Here is an 18,814-nt window from a genome sequence, read left to right on the forward strand (position 1 = left end):
CCATCAAGGGTGATCAAACAAGGCGAGGGAAAGGTGTTCCGAGTCATCCAGGTACAGACTCATCGCCTCGCTGGCGGCCTGGGTTTGGTTGCGGGTTAGCAGTGTGTATATCTCATGGTCACGCTCCAGCCAGGGTGATTGGAAACGTTGCTCGTCAGGCGCGGCGCAGAACGCCAGGCGCAACTGGGCAATCACCTGGGCGAAGAACTCGTCGAACAACGGGCTGCCCATCAACGCGACGATCTGTTGGTGGAACACAAGACTGTGAGTGGCCACCGCTCGCCAATCCTCGCGCTCCCGGGACAGGGTGGAGGCGTCGATGGCGTTTTGCATACGGCCTGATTGAGCGTCCGTCAGCGGGCCACATTGGGCTATTGCCCGCAACTCCAGGGTGCGGCGGACTACAAAGAGATCACGCACCTCTGCTCGCTCCAAGCGCCGAACCATTACGCCCTTGTTGCGGACATAGCGGGTAAGGCCTTCTTGGCCCAGGCGATGCAGCGCCTCACGGATGGTATTGCGTGAGGCGTTGTACGCCTTGACTAACTCCGCCTCGACGAGCGAAACACCCGGCAGCAAACGCCCACCGATGATGTCGGCGCGTAGTTCCAGGGCTATTTGGTCGGCTAAAGATAAAGTGAGTGGCATCGTTACCTCGAGATTGTTGAACAATCACTGAGGAAGAGGTAACCACGTTTCGTGCCAATGCTGCCCGCGAAGGGAAATCGCAAGGCCGGATAAAGGAAAGGCCGGTCATTAACCGGCCCTCCGCGCTGTTTTCAGATCCTCAATTAATCACCAACCTGTCGCGATTTTTCTCCAGCAGTGCCTTGCCGATGCCTTTTACTTCAAGCAACTCATCCACCGCAGTGAACGGGCCGTTGCTTTCGCGATAGGCGATGATTGCCTTCGCCTTGGAAGCGCCGATACCGAAGAGATCGCGACGCAGGGTTTCGGCGTCGGCGGCGTTGAGGTTGACCTTGGTGGATTGCTCGGTCTTGGTCATTTGGGTGGAGATGGGCGTGGGGGCTTCTGGTTTCATGGGAGGCGCAGCGGTGGTTGCGATGGAGAGGCTGGTGAGGAAGGCGAAGATTAGGGAGGAAATGTAGAGGTTTTGCATTGGTGACGCTCCATGACATCGGTAAGAGAAAAGCAGCTTTTCCGAAGCTGCTTTTAAAAATTAGATGACGTACCGGGATAGTCAAAAATGGATGAGTTACAACATATGGCAACCGAAAATAGATATTTTCTGCCTCCTCTGCACCCGACGAGGCCCGTGGGCCGCGAATGGAGCAGAACCACACCTTGCCGTAAATACTAAGCCAATATAAACGCGCGGTGTCGGGGCACGAACTGATTGCTTCATCTTACCAAGAGAATTGGATATCATAGACTTTTTTGAAAAGAAGCGAGACGGGACGAAATGCAAATGTCGACTGACCTGTACTCTGTAGCGGTAATTGGGACCGGCACTATGGGTAAAGGAATAATACAGATCCTCGCGCAGTCGAATCAAATCTCGACTGTATTTTGGAAGGGACGTAGTCTTGCTTCTGTTAATGACTCGTTAGTAGAGCTGGAAAACCAATGGAGTCGACAAGTTAAAAAAGGCCGATTAGAAGAGTCGCTTGCTAAACAATATCGCGAAAAAATAGTCACTGTTGAGCATTACGCTTCTCTGTCTGGGATAAAACTGATCATTGAAGCTATTGCGGAAAATATGGACGCCAAGCAAGCTATATTTAAAGAACTTTCAACTATATCTTCACCCGACATGATCCTAGCTTCAAACACTTCGTCACTTTCTATTACTGGTCTAGCTTCTCTCTGCCCCTTCCCACAAAACGTAGTAGGCCTGCACTTTTTCAATCCAGCCCCAGTCATGAAATTGACTGAAGTGATTGCTGGACTGGCTACTTCAAGTGCAACGCTTGACTGGGCGGTGAATTTTTCAAAGGCGTTAGGCAAAGAGCCTGTAATTGTTAACGAAGCTCCAGGATTCATCGTCAATCGCATGTTAATTCCAATGATCAACGAAGCCATTGGAATTCTCGCAGAGGGCGTCGCCACGTCCGAGGAAATTGATAAGGCAATGCGCTACGGCGCTAATCACCCAATAGGCCCACTAGCACTTGCTGACCTGATCGGCAATGATGTGAATCTCTCGATTATGGAAACTCTGCATAATGAAACAGGTGACCCTAAATACCGCGCCCATTCCCTGTTGAGAAAAATGGTTAGAGCCAATCACCTAGGTAGAAAAACAGGCCAAGGCTTTTACAAATACTAATTCTCAAAAATACTTATTTAATCTAAGTGCTTTGCCGGAGGGGAGTCCTCAATGATACATACAACTGCAATTATAGATAATAGTGCAAAGATCGGGAAAAATGTCAATATTGGCCCGTACAGTATCGTTCATAAAAATGTCGTCATCGGTGATAACACCGAGATCGGTGCGTACTGCGAAATAGGCTTGCCGACAAATCTTGCCAACGAACGCCCACTAATCATTGGTAAAGGCGCCGTTATTCGCTCTCACAGCGTGCTTTACGAAGGCTCGACTTTTGGTGAAAACTTGGTTACGGGCCATCGAGTCACGATTAGAGAACTGACAACGGCCGGAGACGGCTTTCAGATTGGCACGTTGGGCGATATTCAGGGTCATTGCCATATTGGCGACTATGTCAAATGTCATAGCAATGTTCATATTGGACAGCACTCCACGATAGGTAACTATGTCTGGATCTTCCCATACGTGGTCTTGACCAATGATCCTCATCCCCCGAGTGAAGTGATGGCCGGTGTAACTATAGAAGACTTCGCGGTCATCGCCACCATGTCGATCATACTGCCCGGTGTTACCGTCAAAAAAGGCGCACTGGTGGGTGCCCACAGCTCGGTGAACAAGGACGTCAATCCAGATGCGGTTGTGGCCGGCTCGCCCGCGAAGTTTATTTGTGGCACGGAGAAAATCAAATTGAAGGACGGTTCCGGGGAGCACGCCTATCCTTGGCGTCGGCATTTCCACCGTGGTTATCCAGCGAAAGCCGTCGCTGAATGGATCAAGGAGTTTTCATAACCTCTGATACACGGACTCATCGGTAAACTTTTACAGTTAACCGATGAGCCAATCAGCCCCTCAAGGCTCAAGGCGGCGCTGCTGGTAGATCCAATCTACGATCTCACCATCCGGAGCGTATCCGCTGACCGTATCCCGTAGCAGTTGACGGACTCTGCTGTAGTCATCTGCATCCACAGCCGCAAGCAGCTCGCTCAGCTTGCCTTTGAGTATCTCCCAATCCAGATGATCCTCATTGGCACTCATGATCATCGGATGTTGGGTGGCCACGACGTTGTCGCCAATCAGTAGCTCTTCGTAGAGCTTTTCGCCAGGACGTAATCCAGTGAACTCGATGGCGATATCACCATGGGGATTCTTATCCGAGCGAATACTCAGGCCAGACAGATGAATCATCTTTTCTGCCAGCTCGACGATTTTCACCGGTTCTCCCATATCCAACACGAACACATCCCCGCCCTGTCCCATCGAACCCGCTTGGATCACCAACTGGGCCGCTTCAGGAATAGTCATGAAGTAACGCGTAATCTTGGGATGAGTGACCGTGAGCGGCCCACCTGATTTGATCTGCTTGTGGAACAATGGGATAACCGAGCCGGACGAGCCAAGTACATTACCAAAGCGAACCATGGTGAAACGGGTCTTGTTGACGCGGGAAATATTGGCCTTATCGCCAAACAATACGGGGGCTAACTCGCGGCTCAATGCCTGCAAGGTCAACTCGGCCAACCGCTTAGTACTGCCCATCACATTGGTTGGGCGAACAGCCTTGTCGGTGGAGATCAGTACAAAGTTGGATACCCCGGCCTGAAGCGCCGCCTGAGCGGTATTCAATGTACCAATGACATTGTTCAGGACGCCTTCCGCAATGTTGTGCTCGACCATCGGCACATGTTTGTAGGCTGCCGCATGGTAGACCGTATCAACATGCCAGGTTTTCATCACATCGAGCAGTTTTGCCTGGTTGCGTACCGAGCCAAGGATCGGTAGCAAACGAACAGGAAGCGACTCACGGATGATACGCTGCTCAAGCTCGGAAAGGATGCTGTAAAGGTTGAATTCACTGTGTTCAAACAGCAACAGGGTCGTTGGACGCAATGCCAGGATCTGCCGGCAAAGCTCTGAACCAATAGAACCGCCCGCCCCCGTCACCAGCACGCTCTGGCCTTTGATGCAGTGCTCCAGCAAGTCGCCCTGGGCAGGCACGGCGTCACGCCCGAGCAAGTCGGCGATATCTACTTCCTGAATGTCATCGACCTTTACCCGCCCACTGGCAAGATCCATGAAACCCGGGACGCTACGTACGTGCAGCGGAAATCCTTCCAACAAGCCAAGAATCTCACGACGACGCGCACGATTGGACGATGGAATGGCCAACAGGATTTCCTGGGCCCCCGTTGTATCGATCATCTGTTGAATATGCTTGGGCTTGAACACTTGGAGGCCCGAAATGACGCGATCAGAAATGCTGCTGTCATCATCGATAAAAGCCACCGGACGCATGACCCGTCCCATGCGAAGCGCAGCAACGAGTTGATTGCCTGCAGCACCTGCACCGTAGATCGCAACCTTGGTCAGCCCATCATCGCGACTGGTAAACGGTACATGTTGGACTGCTGCAAACCAGTCACCCAAAAAGTACTGGCGCATGGCCAGGCGCAAACCACCAATCATGATCAGGCTGAGCCACCAGTAGTTGAACACGATGGAGCGCGGCACCACATTTTCGTGATTGCTGTACCAATAGACGACAACACCAAGAATCAGCGCCGACAGGCTCACCGCCTTGATGATTGCAATGAGTGCATCGTTACCGAAGTACCGCATCACGGCGCGGTACATACCAAAACGAATAAATAGCGGGATTGAAACGATTGGCGCGCTGATGAACAGCCATGAATGCAGGACGACGGGGTTAACCAATTCATCGATCCCGAGACGAACAACAAACGCCGTCCAGAGGGCGAACCAGACCAGCACGATGTCGGCAAGGACCTGAAGGATCCGTTTGCGCCTGCGAGGAAGGCTCAGTAAATATGCCCGTAATTTATCCATGTTGTTCCCGACCACCCCTTACTGCATACAATTGAAAAACGCTCGGCTGGAGGCTTCCACCCGCCGCTCTGATGGGTAAAGACAAGCGTGTTGTCGTGGCCTTCGCGCCTCCCCAGAGATTCTCGCCCAACAAATCATACAGGCTTAAGTATCCAAGCAAAAAAATGACAACCAAAGCTTCAGCCTGCATGCCCATCTCCGCCTTGGCAGCCGGAGTTTCCAGCCTGCTCTATATCTTCTTGCCCAAACGGCCTACCTAGTTGGACGGCTGAGGGCTGTATCCCGTTTCAATGAGTTTTTTGATAATCAACGGCCCCAAGGCTTTTTCGGAAAAAAATACTGAAGCCATAGATGTCAAATGGCCATAATCGAACGTTACTAAACCTGTTTTCCGGTCGTCTCCCAGGTAGGTGAGACAACCGTCCTGATCACAAAACACACTGATCGCAGAAAGATATTCGAAGCCGCCGGCGCCATCCGCGTACCGCTGCGTCAAGAGCTTATCAGTCTCAAACGGCACAGGCAGAAGATTACCGGATATCCGCCGCGGAGTTCGCGACCAATACTTCCTGACAACCAATTGATATAAGTTTTGTTCAAAACGGGGCACAGGCCCGACAACTATGACATTTTTGACTCCGTACTCTGTTGCAACTCGTGCAAGCTCTTTTAGGTTATTGATCGAGTCATGTCCTTCAAGTTGCGCGATGACCAATACATCCGGTCTTTCCTTGCGCATCACTTCCAGTGCAAACTCGTTTGACCGATCGCAATACTTACGCCCGACAGTAGCGCGCCTAGGCAAGTTTGCCTCACAACCTGAACTTGCCACCTGAAGAAAAGAGATATCACGGGGTAACGTTTCTCTAAGCCCGTAGGAAAACTGTTGGGCATGCGAATCGCCCCAAATCATCACCTTGGTATTGCTGACAGGGGTGTAACAGCTTGCATCTATTTTTGGACGTGGCGTCATTGTCGCATTGCCCGCCCGGTAACTGTCGACGTCAAAGAAGTCGCACTCGAATCTGTATTTCTCAAAAAGCCCGTGTTTGCTGGAATACGCCCAGCCGGGCAAGGAGTTTTCATAGTATTGAGCATAACCTTCCCGCTCTTTGAGAGATGCTGGCAACCCCAAACGGTCAACAAAGCCACCTTTTACGTAGGTCACGCCTCCGAGCACAACTAGTGCGGCACCTATAGCGAGTAGCACCGATGCCTTGGGCACCTTAGGACTGACCCTGCGTAGCGGTAACTCAAGGAACCTGTATGTAATATAAGCCAACAACACACTGAGGCCTACTGCAAAAACGCCGGAGAAAAGATTTAGCTCATCTCCCCCTATGATACGGATAAAGGTAATGACAGGCCAATGCCACAGGTAAAGCGGGTAGCTAATCAAGCCAATCCACACCAACGGCTTGCTGGCGAGAAACTTGCTATTGAGCCAGGCCTGGGGCCCCGCAAGTATCGTCATCACCGCACCGCAGACCGGGATCAGTGCCCAAAAACCAGGAAACGCTTTGTATTTATCAATCAGGGCAACCGAGGCGAACAAAAAAGCAAGGCCCAGTACAGAGAGCAGATCGCTTACGCGCAATGAACCTTTCGTCACCTCGGACACCGACTTGCCGAACACCGAAAAGTAGGCAACTAAGCTACCCACCAAAATTTCCCAAAATCGATATTGCGGCATGTAGAAAGCTGCCGAAGGATTTACCGACAACTTGTAAAGACCAGCGCAGAACGAAATTACCGCCATACTGATCAGGAGTGGAAGCATCAGAACCCGACGACGCCACAACACCCAGGCCGCTAAGGGAAACAGAATGTAGAACTGCTCTTCGACCCCCAGGGACCAGAGGTGAAGCAGGATCTTCAGTTCCGAAGACGTATCGAAATAACCGGATTCCTTATACAGGACCAAGTTTTGAATAAAACCGATCCCACCTAAGACATGCTTGCCCAGAAACTTGAACTCTGCCGTCATCAGTGAAAACCAGCCGACGGCGTAACAGGCAAGCAAAACAACGATCAGGGCTGGAAAAATACGGTTGACCCGGCGCTTGTAAAAATCAGGAAAACTAAAACTACCCGCCTCAAGCCCTTTAAAGATAATGCTTGAGATCAAATAACCGGAGATAACGAAAAAAATGTCAACACCAATAAATCCGCCACGCATATAGGCCGGAAAGGCGTGATACAAAACAACTGAAATGATCGCGAATGCACGTAACCCATCGATATCGGGCCGGTAGCTCAAATGGGGTGCCAACGAGTCGGTTTTTTTCATTTCCTCATTGCGTCCTTGGATCATTGCCCTGCCACCCATCTAACCGAACTCCCGAGATAACCACTGTAAATACCGCATTGATGCGCTTGCTCCACTTCCTCGCCAGCGGCGCTACTCTCTCTGCCCGGCCCTGTATTTGAAAGCCAGGAAGACCAGGGGAACATAGGCAATAACAGAGCCCAGCCCTGCATCCAACCCAAAAAGCGCTACCGCCAATGCCAACGGCAACAGCCAAACCACATTGACGACAGCGACCGCTAGTGTGACGGGCAGATGGCGCCCATATTGGCGGCTGGCAAATTGATACGCATGACTGCGATGAGCCTCGTAGACTTTATCGCCCCGGGCAAGCCGCCGAATGAGGGTAAAGGTTGCATCCACGATAAAGACTCCCAGCATGATCAGCCATGCGAAGAAAAACTCGCTACCGGCCCAGGCAGCCTGAATGGAAAGACCTCCCAGAATGATCCCTAGGAACCCACTGCCTGCGTCGCCCATGAAAATACGGGCAGGTGGGAAATTCCAATACAAGAAGCCAGCCACAGACACACTCAACAACAAGGGGGCCCAGATCATCGACTGATGTCCGCTCAAAAAGTAAATCAGCGTCAAAGCGAGACAAGCACAGATGGCCTGCAAGCTGGCAAGACCATCAATACCATCCATGAAATTGTAGAGATTGAGCATCCAGACCAAATAAAACACGGCTAGGACATGACCCGCCAAACCAAGATCGAACGTAATACCAAAAGCTGTAATTGCCGGTAGTCCATGCATCCAGAACAACGTCCAGATCGCCGCAAAGAAGTGCCCTAATAAGCGCCAGCGAGCGGCGATATGGCCGTGATCATCCATGAAGCCAATGAGTGCGATCAACAATCCGGCGCCCAGTAATGCAGCGCTCTGAGCAACGGCTATCAACTCCACCCATGCCAGCCAAACGAGCGACAGCGCAAATGTCAGAACAATTGCCACACCCCCACCGCGAGGGGTCGGGACCGTATGCGAACTGCGGGCATTGGGAACATCAATGATGCTGCGATGCAACGCATATTGACGCAGGAGCGCAGTCAGCGCCAGGGAAACCAAGGCAACAATGGGAAAGATGTACCAGTACTTCATTCAGTTCGCTCGCTGAAATAGTGTTGCGCAGTGACCTCTAGACCTTGCTCGAGTGTCAGTGGCGGTTGCCAACCCAACACTTTACGCGCCTTGGTAATATCGACTTGCAGCGAGCCGCAAAGACGTTGGGACAGTGCTTTTTTGCCTAACAACATCGCTCCCCAAACCAGCAACCACTGTGGAATGGGTATAAGCCTGGCAGGTGCGTCCAGGGCTATTGCAAATTTGCGTAGCAGTTCAGTAGTCGACACGTCCTCTCCGTCACTAGCCAAAAAGACTTGATTGGAAGCAGCCGGGTGAGTCGTGCAGGTCAGGATCAGGCTTACGAGATTGTCCAGCGCAACGAGACTTCTTTGGTTGCGTATGGCACCAAATGGCAGTGGAACGCGCTTCACGAGCCATTTCATCATACTTTCAAAGTTCGCTTTTACTCCGGGCCCATACACAAGTACCGGTCGGATTATCACCACCTCAAGCCCGGTATCAAGCGCCAGAGCCTTCAGTGCGTCCTCCGCCTCCATCTTGGAGATACCGTAAGGATCAACGGGTGCCGATGGGTCTGTTTCACGAAAAGGTCGGCCCAGGGCTGTTTTCTCGCCGTTGACCTTCACCGAACTGACGAACACAAAACGCCTGGCTCCAGCAGCTGCGGCACTACGGGCCAACGCGAGCGTATGCCCGACATTGACCCGTCGAAAAGCCGCAAGAGGATCCACTTCAGTGTCGTTCATGACATGAACACGCGAAGCAAGGTGAACAACAACATCGACGCCCTGCACTGCCGGATGCTCTGGCGAGACTGCCGAAAAATCAGGCAGCACAGCGTACTCGACATCCGACGCCGAAACATCCGGTAAACGACGAACAAGGGCACGTACCTGCAAGTCCGTGCTTCCTTGCAACTGTTGAATCAGATGACGGCCGACAAAACCGCTACTACCTGTAACTAACAAGCGGGTTTTCATTTCTTTTGCCTCAAGACCGCCAATACCAAACACAAACCAGCGAATACCAGCTTATCCCGCAGGCGTCTGCGACACTTCGCAGCACTGATCGCCAAGCGCAGCAAGTCCAGACGCCCCAGGCCGATCCAACGCCGAACAAACGGTTCGTCCGCCATACCCACCATGCTGACAATCAGTGCAGCCTGGTTCAGCCACCATCCGTCGAACACTTGAGATAAGCGCTTTTTGAACGCCTTCGTGCCGCTATTCACACCGACCTGGTTACCACCATGCTGGCGATAACGCATATAAGGCTGGGCATCAATCACCCACTTGAAGCCATGTGAACGGCTATACGCGTAACAATACCAATCATGCAGCGTCACACCCTCAACTTGCGCATAACAGCCGTTGATATGTTGCTGAAGCTCAACAAACAGACGCCGGGAAAAAACGTACGTACACCCAGGCCCGGCAGCCTCAAACAGATGATCAAACGCAACCTGAGGCTGCGATTTAACGATGATCGACTCACGGCCGTCGGGCCAGAATGCCGTTACGTTGCCTGAGTAGCCATCAGCCGCAGTATGGTTCATGTGCTGCGTGGCGCTGGCGAGTTTATCCACCAACCATATATCGTCCTGATCGGCGAATGAAAAATAATCAAAGCCTTCAGTGGGAGCTTCATTGATCAGGCGGAAAAAATTTCGTGCAGCCCCCCCAAATTTTTCACCATGGGGCAAGCATTTGACTCTTGAATCTATCTGGCACAGTTGATCGACCCATTCTTCCGTACCGTCGTTGGAGCTGTCCACGCTGATCAGAATCGAAACGGATACACCAACTTGACCCAAGATCGAGTCAACTTGTTCGGCCATCCAACGCATGCCGTTGTAGGCAGCGAGCAGAACCAGAATACGTGGCTGCATCAGAATCCACCCTTAGTACTTGACCCAAAAACAATCCATGGAAGGTTACGTCCTGAAAACGACATTCAACGCACCCCGCCCAACTTCTTCTGCCAGCCATGACTTACGCCACGGATCATCATTTTCAGTGATTTGAGCTTACTGTCATCAATCAACAGGTTAACGAAAAAACGCAGTATCAGCGCAGACAGCAAACGCTTTTTCCAACAAGTCGGAGTATGTCGCATACGGCAAACAGCGACAGTATTACGAAAGAAAAAATAACGACGCACAGGTGAGTATCTGAAAAAACTCAAGCCAAAAATTTTTACGGGCGGAGCATCAGACAATGCATGCCCCATTTCCACATTCAGGCAACCGTACAACGTATAGCCCTTGTCACAAACCCGAAAACACCATTCCGTATCCGTAAAGTCAACGAACATCCCTTCGTCATAGCGAACACCTTCGATCCACGCTCGAGTACTGATGAACATACCCGAAGTAATCAGCGCATCAGCCTTCACGAGACCGTGCTCATCGTCAGAACTGAAAACCGGCTTGATAACATCGCCGATGGAGCTGTAAAAAGGGAAGTTGATTTTCTTTCCATCGCGGCGATCAAAAAACGCCGGACTGACAGCAATGCAACAGGCATCCTTTGCCTTGGCGCTGATCATCGCCTGATACAACCGAGCAATAAGATCAGGTTCGGCGTGACTGTCCTGGTCGAACGTCACGACGTATTGCATACCCGCCTCAATTGCCATTGCAAAGCCGATATTGAGCGCGGCGCCCAACCCCTTGTTGCCATTGAGCGAAACATAGTTGACCCGCGCGCGCACTTCAGGCGCTTGCGCCAAGAATGACTCACTCCCACCGTTATCGACCAACACCAAAAACTCAACCTGTGCTGCCAAGGAAGTCAGCAACTCATCAAGAACCTCAATATCGGGATTATAACCGACGACTATTGCTGCAACAGTATCCAACTTACCTCCTGACTCCAGCGTGCAACGCCAAAGGTTCTTGATTTTTAATCACGACAGACCAGTACCACAATATTACTAGAAACCCGAATGAGTTGAAAAGAATGGGATTGCTTAATGACATCAACAGATACATGAATATTATCAAACGACTGGAAGAGCTTTGCGCACTCGCTATATATCTTCGATTAGGAAAAAGCAGCACATAAAACAACAAAAGCGACAATGGAAGCCCAACATACCGAATAGAATCCATCCAGGTAATTTCAGTTTGGGCAGCCAATTCGCCATAACCTTCGGTATAATAATACGACCCCAAACCATTACCGAACACTAGCATCTTCCAATCCGCCACACTCAGGAACGACAGTATGTGGCCAATTTTTATATTATTCGATTGCTCGTCGGAGCTAAACATACTGGTTTCTGTTAGCAAGTAACCCATACCCAGAATAATTACCGGCACCAAGATACACAACATCAACAGCCGAGCAGACCAACTTTTGTTATAAAAATAAAGTATTAACATGGAAACAGCCGCCATCACGATCAACCCCCTAGAGGCAGACCAGATCACAGCCATTAAAATAACAGCCACAAAAAATAGAGACCAGAGGCGTTTTATTTGTAGAAAATCAAGAAAAAATAGTGACAATGGAAGTAATAGAAACGGTGAGGATCGATGATGAAGCATAAACATATCCAACCCGCCAAAACTACGTAACCCGTAGTAACCAAGTTCATTGACATTGTAAAAGTCAAGCAACGCCCCGCTCAATGATGATCCCGGCTCAGCCATCAACACAGAAGAAAAAGCACACATGATAAGCGCAAAGATAGCGCCTACCGCCTTGACAATCGTCCCCACATTCACCCTAAATTCGACAACAGAATAAATCAGAAACAGTGAAACAGCGCCCAAAAGCATTTGCCGGGAATAATCAGCATCTGTGCTGCCTATTAACCCGAGAAAAAAACCGTATAAAAAAATCGAAAAACCAACAAGTGGCGCAAGGGTTTTAATTGGCCTAGTCAACAAAACATAAATCGCCGTCAAGAAAAGTGGTATAAAAAACAATTTATTCAGTATAAATACCGGCAGCAGCACGGTTGACAGGCAATAGAAGAACAAAAGCCAACTTACAATCCGACTACTCATTGGAAACCCACTCTTGCCCAACAAAAATAACATTCATCGGACTTTCCTCGCCAAGATCATCTTCGCTAGCAATTTTATTTTTTTCCCCATAGATAACGCTACAAACAAGCGAAGGGCCAGGGTGCGCTGAAGCCTGAAAAATAGTAAAAATGTGTCCAAAGCAATGTCCGCTTTTAAGGAACCTTTCTCTTCCTCGAAAAAAGCGCTATCTCCAGGCCAGTCACCGTTTGAATCCAATAGATTAGCGTAAGCCTGCCCGTCGTACAGACACCTCAGATAGCGCTCCTTTACCGAGTCATAGGCATTAACTTTCTCAATAGCAAAAAGCACCTCTTCGTCGTACCGATAGTCCGCTATAGAGTCCATGACAGCATTGATATCGATTCGCTTAAGCCTGTCCGCCGGTGAGTAACCGCGGATCGGGGAGATCAACCCAACACACCTCTGCCCTTTGACGAACTGCTCCGCAAATGCGGTTCCTCCGGGTAGCGGATGGCTGTCGACGTAAAAGTCCGCCTTACTGACCAGTTCGCTGTACTCTTGAAAATCAAGGTGAGTCCTGATACTCAGCCGGGAGCGATATTTCAGCTTTAAGGGCCACCACCAGAATGCTTTTTTGATATCACTGCCGATAACCAAGAATGTCGAGGCGGGGTAGTCATCAAGAATACGCGCTATCAATTTGAAAATACTGAAGCCTTTACGAGGCTTGTACTTGATATCCGAACCTGCAGAAACGAAAAGCAACGGGGCCTGCTTCGTGGGTTTGAAATCAATGGCCATCTTCCCGTGCGGGATGTTCACCGGGATACCCAGGAAGCTCTTGCGCCCCTGAATACGCTTGGTCAAATCAAAGCGGCAGCCGTGTCCACTGAGTTCGAAGTAATAGTCAGCAACTGAACTCCCATAGGAGAAAACGTGGTCGGCATGATTGACAAAAAATACCTCAAGCCCAGAAATTCGTTTTGCGACTCCGCACGCAATGACGACCAGAATATCGTCAGGATGGATATGCAGTACGGCTTTTTCATAACTCAACAATAGACACACCATCTCCGTCAGCGCATCAACAGGAAACGTAGCACTAACAACTCTGGTATCAGCAAAAAATCTGCAAACCCAGGCCTTGGCATCTGGCGTCGCATGCCGTGAGATCAACAGATCGGCAGGCTCGGCATGCATGGAGGCCAGTTTTTCCATTAACCTCGTATGCCCACCAGTCATGAAGGGCTCGCTCACGACATGCAAAACCCCTCCACGCTCATTGGATGTTGCTACGAAGTTTGTGCCCGCTATCGAGAGGCTGCGTTCAATCAGGTCAGCCTCGACAAGTGGAGCATCATGAATCCCTACATCCGCAAACCAGAGCAGGTTGCCATAAGCACTTGCCAACGTGAGCGCCTGATTCAGATCAGCCGTCTCACGAATGGCAACTTCAAAATCCTTAAATAGTTTTTTCAAGCGTGGTGTTCCAGCTTCTTATAAAAATAATCATCAAGCCTTAGGTAGACAAAAATATACATGACCAGACTATACACCGCGTAATTTACCGCATAAGCCCAGGTAGCAGCCTCGACCCCCCACCATTGCGTGAACGCCATGGTCAACAAGTACAAGGAAACGCAAAATATAATTTCAGTGGTAATAAAAACCTTGACCATGGCCCGGCTCAGCATGACATACGCCATAATCCAGCTGAATATCTTCAGGCAATCACCCACTACTTGTCCGGCAAAGAACATTCGGACAGGATAAAAATCAGAGGTAAAGAGTACAGCCACGACGAAGTCTCGCAGCACATACATTGCAGCAGCAGCTAACAGGGCAACCGGAAAAATCAGTTTATAACCCTGGATAATTTCGGCTTTAACCTCGGCCGCCGTTTTCAGCTCAGAAAGTTTTGGCAGGTAATAGACACTCAATGTAGTCGTTACCAGCAAAAGATAAGCGGCACTTAGACGCCACATGGCTTCCCAATAACCAGCCATCTCCCAGCCGTACACTGTCCCAATATGATTGCGAACCAACATCTGTGCCAGAGGCGCACATGCGGCAGAAACGACCGCCATCAAGAAAAAGGCAAACAGCTTTTTCGCAATCTGTTTATCGGGGCATCCAAACAAGAAGGAAAGCTTAAACCAGTGTGTTCTCAGGCATAACAATAAAGTCACGACAAAACTGATAGATTGATAAACTACCAAGGCCACCAGCGCACCGTACAGACCAAAGCTGGTAGCCAGGTAAAAAGTCACCCAAAATGACAAGAAGCTACCGGCTATATTAGCCACGATATACAGTACGATTTCCTTTCGACCGTTCAGTATCGCCAGTAATAATATATTTAGCGAGAAAAAAACTACGACACCGGCAAACCAAAGAAAAACACCACTCAACGCAGCATCTTTCAGGAATAACGACGCAAGCTCTTTATTAAAAAAAGTAACAAGCACCGCAACAATAAGACTCCCCAGAATCGCTACAAACCCTGCTGTTTTCCACAATTTTATCTGCTGCTCAGGCTGCTCATGATATTGCGCAGTGTATTTGACAACGCCATTGGTAATCGCGCCACCGGTAAATATCGTGATCACTTGCAGCGCGTTTTGAAACTGCCCTATCGCAGCATATCCAGCAGGCCCCACATAGATCGCCAAGATTTTGTTAAGGCCCAGCAAGGTAAGCATTTTAATGGCAACTGCAATACCATTTAACAAGCTGGTCCGAACAAGATTCATACAGCGGCCGGTCTAAAGCTATTGCAGGCTTCGATGACACCCCGAGCCTCCTCTACCGACAGCGTGGGGCCGATTGGCAAACTGAGAATCTGCTCATGTATCTGCGTCGATATCGGTAGCTGTTGATCCTTCAGTTCAGCATATGCCTGCTGGAGATGAGGCGGTATCGGATAATGGATGAGCGTCTGAATACCTTGGGCCGCAAGGTGGGCTTGAAGATTATCTCGCTGAGCACAGAGCACCGTGTAGACATGCCAAACATGGCATTCATTGGTTGAGGCGTTGAATGCCGTAGCCACAGGTAAGGTAATCGCCGGGTTGGTGATCGAACGGCTATACAGCTCAGCGAGCTCACGACGATAGGCGGTTTGTTTGTCCAAATGTTTTAACTTAACCGACAAACACGCGGCCTGTATTTCATCAAGCCGGCTATTCACGCCACGATATACGTTTTTGTATTTCTCATGAGATCCGTAGTTGCCCAACGCACGAACCGTCTTGGCCAAGACCTCATCATTGGTCGTGACTGCCCCAGCATCACCCAGTGCGCCGAGATTTTTTCCAGGATAGAAGCTGAATCCGGACGCATGCCCCCAGCTCCCGGCCTTCTTCCCATCGATCATCGCACCATGCGCTTGCGCCGAATCTTCTAGGACCAACAAATCATGGGAACGGGCAAGCTCCATGAGGTTCAGCATATCAGCCAGTCGACCATAGAGGTGAACAGGTAGGATCATCTTGGTTTTTGATGTAATCGCGGCTTTTGCATTGACGGGGCAAATGTTGAAAGTCTTTGGATCAGGCTCAACCAACACCGGAACCAAGCCGTTTTCCGAAATGGCAAGGATGCTGGCGATATAGGTATTGGACGGAACGAGAACCTCATCACCGTCACTGAGGCGGCCCAGCTCTTTCCACGCACGAATGACCAGTACCAGGGCATCCAGTCCGTTGGCAACGCCAATGCAATGCTCGGCGCCACAATACTGGGCAAACTCATGCTCGAATGTCTGGAGTTCTTTCCCACCGATATACCAACCGGAATCAACAACGCGTGTACAAGCGGCTACCAGCTCATCGCGACAGAGATCATTCACAGACTTCAAATCAAGAAATTTTATCATTTACCAAACACTCGTTTACTTTGACAGAGCTAGAGACCGTTTCAACTATCGACTTAATCAGCCGGCCATTTTAGCATATTCTCTATATTTCAGGATTGATTAACCAGGCTTTTAAACACTGAATAATCCCTTATATAGTCACGTTCGTCATAAACAGCACTTGCTAACACCAGCAATACGCAATTCGAACTAAACTCATGCATTTCTCGCCAGATCATCCGGTCGATAATGATAGCCTTGTCAGGAGCATCCAGCCACACTTCCTCCTTATTCACACCATCATCAAGCTTCATCAGACAGCGCCCAGATACACATACGGCTACCTGCATCAGTTCCTTGTGCGCATGAAACCCGCGCGGAACACCTTCTTTTGTTTCGGTGAGGTAATAAACGCGCTTAATTTCAAACGGAATATCATTTTCATATTCCAGTGCAACCAGCTGGCCACGCTCATCACCTTTTGAGGTGATATCCAAAAACCTGATCAAACTCATGCTTGCTTCTCCGACAGGCTATCGGATGTCGGAGCCTTGTCATCTTTATCGCTAACGTTAAAGCCGCCGATCGCAGGCCAATTTATCCCAAGCCTTACGTCACTCCAATGAACCGACCCTTCAGAGTCTTTATCGTAATAATCTGTCGCTTTATACAAAAAGTGCGTGTCATCTTCCAACGCAACAAATCCATGGGCAAAGCCTTCGGGAATCCACAGCATCAAGTTGTTTTGGCTGCTGAGTTCTACACCAACCCATTGCAGGTATGTGTTGGACTCAGGCCGAATATCCACCGCCACATCAAATGCAGCACCCCGCACCACACGCACCAGCTTGCCCTGGGCATGCGGCGCACGCTGGAAGTGCAAGCCCCTGAGCACGCCCTTTGTCGAGCAGGAGTGATTATCCTGAACAAACGCTCGCGGGATGGACAATCCTAGCTCTTTAAGCGCTGTATGAAAGCGTTCTTCGTTAAAGCTTTCCATAAACCAGCCGCGATCATCACCAAAAATCTTTGGCTCAATGATTACAACGTCAGGAATAGCAGTCTGAATCAGTTTCATGCCTTGGAAGCCTCTTCCAGAAGTTCCTGCAAATACTGGCCATAGCCTGTCTTCTTCAGCTTCTCTGCTTGGGCCCCAAGCTGTTCTGGGGTGATCCAGCCTTTATGGAACGCAATCTCTTCCAGACAGGCGACTTTCAGCCCCTGACGGTGCTCGATGGTATGGACGAAATGACTCGCTTCAAGGAGCGATTCGTGAGTACCCGTGTCCAACCATGCAAAGCCACGGCCCAGCATCTCGACGGTCAACGACTTGTCATCCAGGTAGGCGCGGTTGACGTCAGTAATTTCAAGCTCGCCACGAGGGGACGGCTTGATGCTTTTGGCAATGTCCACCACGCGATTGTCGTAGAAGTACAAGCCTGTTACTGCGTAGTTGGACTTCGGCTGCGAAGGTTTTTCTTCGATACTCAGCGCCCGACCGGTGGCATCGAACTCAACAACACCAAAACGCTCAGGGTCTGATACGTGATAGCCAAAGACTGTCGCTCCGGATGTCTGGGACATGGCGGAGCGCAAGTTGTCGGAAAAGTGCTGGCCGTAGAAAATATTGTCGCCAAGGATCAGACAGCAAGGATCGTTACCAATAAACGCTTCACCAATCAGGAAGGCCTGGGCCAGACCGTCTGGACTTGGCTGCTCGGCATAGCTGAGCTGGATGCCGTACTGACTGCCGTCTCCCAGAAGCTTTTTAAAGCAAGACAGATCTTCAGGAGTAGAGATGATCAAGATTTCGCGCATGCCAGCAAGCATCAACACCGACAGGGGATAGAAAATCATCGGCTTGTCGAAAATCGGTAACATTTGCTTGGATACACCCAGTGTCAGTGGATGCAAACGCGTCCCAGAGCCGCCAGCGAGGATGATGCCTTTGCGCTTGATGTACGTCATGTCTGTAAAACTTCCTTAAATATCTGTGTTACACCAGGCCAACACGCGGGCAGGCGGGTGAAAAATAGCGCGTAGCTTCTCGGTATTGAACCGCAATTTCAATGCCTGCGGTCTGCCATCCAAAATCGCCAACATAAAAGTTTATTTTTTCACGATAGAATCCTCGCCTGCAGCTGTACCCAGCAAACGCAGGCAATACTTTACGCCGGGAAGGACAGGCCAGGCTGAACGACTCGCGTGATTATGATCCATCCGCTACGAGTCGCTGCCTTTTTTTCATGAATGCTGCCAGGCATGGAGACAGCCCCTCAAGTGCCAGTCACTGCGGCTAACCTCAGATATCACATGAGGCCTGAAATCAAGAACCATTTATCCCCGCGCGTTATAGACAACAAGTTGCAAGCTAGTTTCCTTGCGGGATCAGATACTGCACCGCCTGAGAATAAAATGCGGGTTGCA

At 50.1% G+C, this 18,814-nt stretch carries 17 protein-coding genes; 2 read left to right on the forward strand and 15 right to left on the reverse strand.

Annotated features, from left to right (window positions below):
• Positions 1 to 3 precede the first annotated feature (3 nt).
• Together CRN80_RS28790 and CRN80_RS28795 are read right to left on the reverse strand one after the other, a co-directional pair.
• Positions 4 to 648 (reverse strand): GntR family transcriptional regulator, encoded by a 645-nt coding sequence (locus tag CRN80_RS28790; RefSeq protein ID WP_098952323.1) that lies wholly within the window; start codon positions 646 to 648, stop codon positions 4 to 6.
• Between the two features lie 139 nt (positions 649 to 787).
• The gene (locus tag CRN80_RS28795) at positions 788 to 1,120 is read right to left on the reverse strand and encodes a ComEA family DNA-binding protein (protein WP_098952325.1); all 333 of its coding nucleotides are present in this window, start codon (positions 1,118 to 1,120) and stop codon (positions 788 to 790) included.
• 309 nt (positions 1,121 to 1,429) lie between these two features.
• Here CRN80_RS28795 and CRN80_RS28800 point away from each other — a divergent pair, with 309 nt between their 5' ends.
• Together CRN80_RS28800 and CRN80_RS28805 are read left to right on the forward strand one after the other, a co-directional pair.
• A complete protein-coding gene (locus CRN80_RS28800; RefSeq protein ID WP_098952714.1) occupies positions 1,430 to 2,290 on the forward strand; it encodes a 3-hydroxyacyl-CoA dehydrogenase family protein in 861 nt (286 codons plus the stop codon).
• A 51-nt stretch (positions 2,291 to 2,341) separates the two neighbouring features.
• A complete protein-coding gene (locus tag CRN80_RS28805) occupies positions 2,342 to 3,082 on the forward strand; it encodes an acyltransferase (RefSeq protein ID WP_098952327.1) in 741 nt (246 codons plus the stop codon).
• Positions 3,083 to 3,142: 60 nt separating this feature from the next.
• Here CRN80_RS28805 and CRN80_RS28810 read toward each other — a convergent pair whose 3' ends face one another.
• The 13 genes from CRN80_RS28810 to rfbA all read right to left on the reverse strand — a co-directional run bounded on the left by CRN80_RS28810 (position 3,143) and on the right by rfbA (position 18,355).
• Positions 3,143 to 5,137, reverse strand: coding sequence for a nucleoside-diphosphate sugar epimerase/dehydratase (locus tag CRN80_RS28810; RefSeq protein WP_098952328.1), 1,995 nt, complete (start codon positions 5,135 to 5,137; stop codon positions 3,143 to 3,145).
• Positions 5,138 to 5,393: 256 nt separating this feature from the next.
• Positions 5,394 to 7,427: an acyltransferase family protein gene (locus CRN80_RS28815; protein ID WP_098952715.1), complete on the reverse strand. Its 2,034-nt coding sequence runs from the start codon at positions 7,425 to 7,427 to the stop codon at positions 5,394 to 5,396.
• Positions 7,428 to 7,538: 111 nt separating this feature from the next.
• Positions 7,539 to 8,549, reverse strand: coding sequence for a glycosyltransferase family 4 protein (locus tag CRN80_RS28820; RefSeq protein WP_098952330.1), 1,011 nt, complete (start codon positions 8,547 to 8,549; stop codon positions 7,539 to 7,541).
• Entirely contained in the window at positions 8,546 to 9,514 is a 969-nt protein-coding gene (locus tag CRN80_RS28825; RefSeq protein WP_098952331.1) for an SDR family oxidoreductase, read from the reverse strand. The genes CRN80_RS28820 and CRN80_RS28825 overlap by 4 nt, the downstream gene beginning before the upstream one ends.
• Positions 9,511 to 10,422 carry a glycosyltransferase gene (locus CRN80_RS28830; RefSeq protein WP_098952333.1) on the reverse strand — a complete coding sequence of 304 codons (912 nt, stop codon included), beginning with the start codon at positions 10,420 to 10,422 and terminating at the stop codon, positions 9,511 to 9,513. The genes CRN80_RS28825 and CRN80_RS28830 overlap by 4 nt, the downstream gene beginning before the upstream one ends.
• Positions 10,423 to 10,487: 65 nt before the next feature.
• On the reverse strand, positions 10,488 to 11,393 hold the full coding sequence (locus tag CRN80_RS28835; RefSeq protein WP_169918661.1) for a glycosyltransferase family 2 protein: 906 nt from the start codon (positions 11,391 to 11,393) through the stop codon (positions 10,488 to 10,490).
• A gap of 1 nt (position 11,394) precedes the next feature.
• The gene (locus CRN80_RS28840; RefSeq protein ID WP_098952336.1) at positions 11,395 to 12,582 is read right to left on the reverse strand and encodes a hypothetical protein; all 1,188 of its coding nucleotides are present in this window, start codon (positions 12,580 to 12,582) and stop codon (positions 11,395 to 11,397) included.
• Positions 12,583 to 14,010, reverse strand: a complete 1,428-nt coding sequence (locus tag CRN80_RS28845; RefSeq protein ID WP_098952338.1) for a group 1 glycosyl transferase — start codon at positions 14,008 to 14,010, stop codon at positions 12,583 to 12,585.
• Positions 14,007 to 15,284 (reverse strand): O-antigen translocase, encoded by a 1,278-nt coding sequence (locus CRN80_RS28850; RefSeq protein ID WP_098952340.1) that lies wholly within the window; start codon positions 15,282 to 15,284, stop codon positions 14,007 to 14,009. The genes CRN80_RS28845 and CRN80_RS28850 overlap by 4 nt, the downstream gene beginning before the upstream one ends.
• Positions 15,281 to 16,408, reverse strand: coding sequence for a DegT/DnrJ/EryC1/StrS aminotransferase family protein (locus tag CRN80_RS28855; RefSeq protein WP_098952341.1), 1,128 nt, complete (start codon positions 16,406 to 16,408; stop codon positions 15,281 to 15,283). Before CRN80_RS28855 ends, CRN80_RS28850 begins: the two co-directional genes overlap by 4 nt.
• A gap of 89 nt (positions 16,409 to 16,497) precedes the next feature.
• Positions 16,498 to 16,902, reverse strand: a complete 405-nt coding sequence (locus CRN80_RS28860) for an FdtA/QdtA family cupin domain-containing protein (protein ID WP_098952343.1) — start codon at positions 16,900 to 16,902, stop codon at positions 16,498 to 16,500.
• Positions 16,899 to 17,465, reverse strand: a complete 567-nt coding sequence (gene rfbC / locus CRN80_RS28865; protein WP_098952345.1) for a dTDP-4-dehydrorhamnose 3,5-epimerase — start codon at positions 17,463 to 17,465, stop codon at positions 16,899 to 16,901. The genes CRN80_RS28860 and rfbC overlap by 4 nt, the downstream gene beginning before the upstream one ends.
• Positions 17,462 to 18,355, reverse strand: coding sequence for a glucose-1-phosphate thymidylyltransferase RfbA (gene rfbA, locus CRN80_RS28870; protein WP_098952347.1), 894 nt, complete (start codon positions 18,353 to 18,355; stop codon positions 17,462 to 17,464). The genes rfbC and rfbA overlap by 4 nt, the downstream gene beginning before the upstream one ends.
• Positions 18,356 to 18,814 lie beyond the last annotated feature (459 nt).

The sequence above is a fragment of the Pseudomonas sp. FDAARGOS_380 genome, from assembly GCF_002591235.1.
In the GTDB taxonomy this organism is placed as follows: Bacteria; Pseudomonadota; Gammaproteobacteria; order Pseudomonadales; family Pseudomonadaceae; genus Aquipseudomonas; species Aquipseudomonas salmasensis.

Excerpts from the sequence above, each read along its gene's own strand:
- CRN80_RS28795 (WP_098952325.1), bottom strand. The coding sequence starts at position 1,120 with ATGCAAAACCTCTACATTTCCTCCCTAATCTTCGCCTTCCTCACCAGC.
- CRN80_RS28860 (WP_098952343.1), bottom strand. The coding sequence starts at position 16,902 with ATGAGTTTGATCAGGTTTTTGGATATCACCTCAAAAGGTGATGAGCGT.
- CRN80_RS28815 (WP_098952715.1), bottom strand. The coding sequence starts at position 7,427 with ATGAAAAAAACCGACTCGTTGGCACCCCATTTGAGCTACCGGCCCGAT.
- CRN80_RS28805 (WP_098952327.1), top strand. The coding sequence starts at position 2,342 with ATGATACATACAACTGCAATTATAGATAATAGTGCAAAGATCGGGAAA.
- CRN80_RS28840 (WP_098952336.1), bottom strand. The coding sequence starts at position 12,582 with ATGTTATTTTTGTTGGGCAAGAGTGGGTTTCCAATGAGTAGTCGGATT.
- CRN80_RS28855 (WP_098952341.1), bottom strand. The coding sequence starts at position 16,408 with ATGATAAAATTTCTTGATTTGAAGTCTGTGAATGATCTCTGTCGCGAT.
- CRN80_RS28825 (WP_098952331.1), bottom strand. The coding sequence starts at position 9,514 with ATGAAAACCCGCTTGTTAGTTACAGGTAGTAGCGGTTTTGTCGGCCGT.
- CRN80_RS28830 (WP_098952333.1), bottom strand. The coding sequence starts at position 10,422 with ATGCAGCCACGTATTCTGGTTCTGCTCGCTGCCTACAACGGCATGCGT.
- rfbA (WP_098952347.1), bottom strand. The coding sequence starts at position 18,355 with ATGACGTACATCAAGCGCAAAGGCATCATCCTCGCTGGCGGCTCTGGG.
- CRN80_RS28790 (WP_098952323.1), bottom strand. The coding sequence starts at position 648 with ATGCCACTCACTTTATCTTTAGCCGACCAAATAGCCCTGGAACTACGC.
- CRN80_RS28850 (WP_098952340.1), bottom strand. The coding sequence starts at position 15,284 with ATGAATCTTGTTCGGACCAGCTTGTTAAATGGTATTGCAGTTGCCATT.
- CRN80_RS28820 (WP_098952330.1), bottom strand. The coding sequence starts at position 8,549 with ATGAAGTACTGGTACATCTTTCCCATTGTTGCCTTGGTTTCCCTGGCG.
- CRN80_RS28800 (WP_098952714.1), top strand. The coding sequence starts at position 1,430 with ATGTCGACTGACCTGTACTCTGTAGCGGTAATTGGGACCGGCACTATG.
- CRN80_RS28810 (WP_098952328.1), bottom strand. The coding sequence starts at position 5,137 with ATGGATAAATTACGGGCATATTTACTGAGCCTTCCTCGCAGGCGCAAA.
- rfbC (WP_098952345.1), bottom strand. The coding sequence starts at position 17,465 with ATGAAACTGATTCAGACTGCTATTCCTGACGTTGTAATCATTGAGCCA.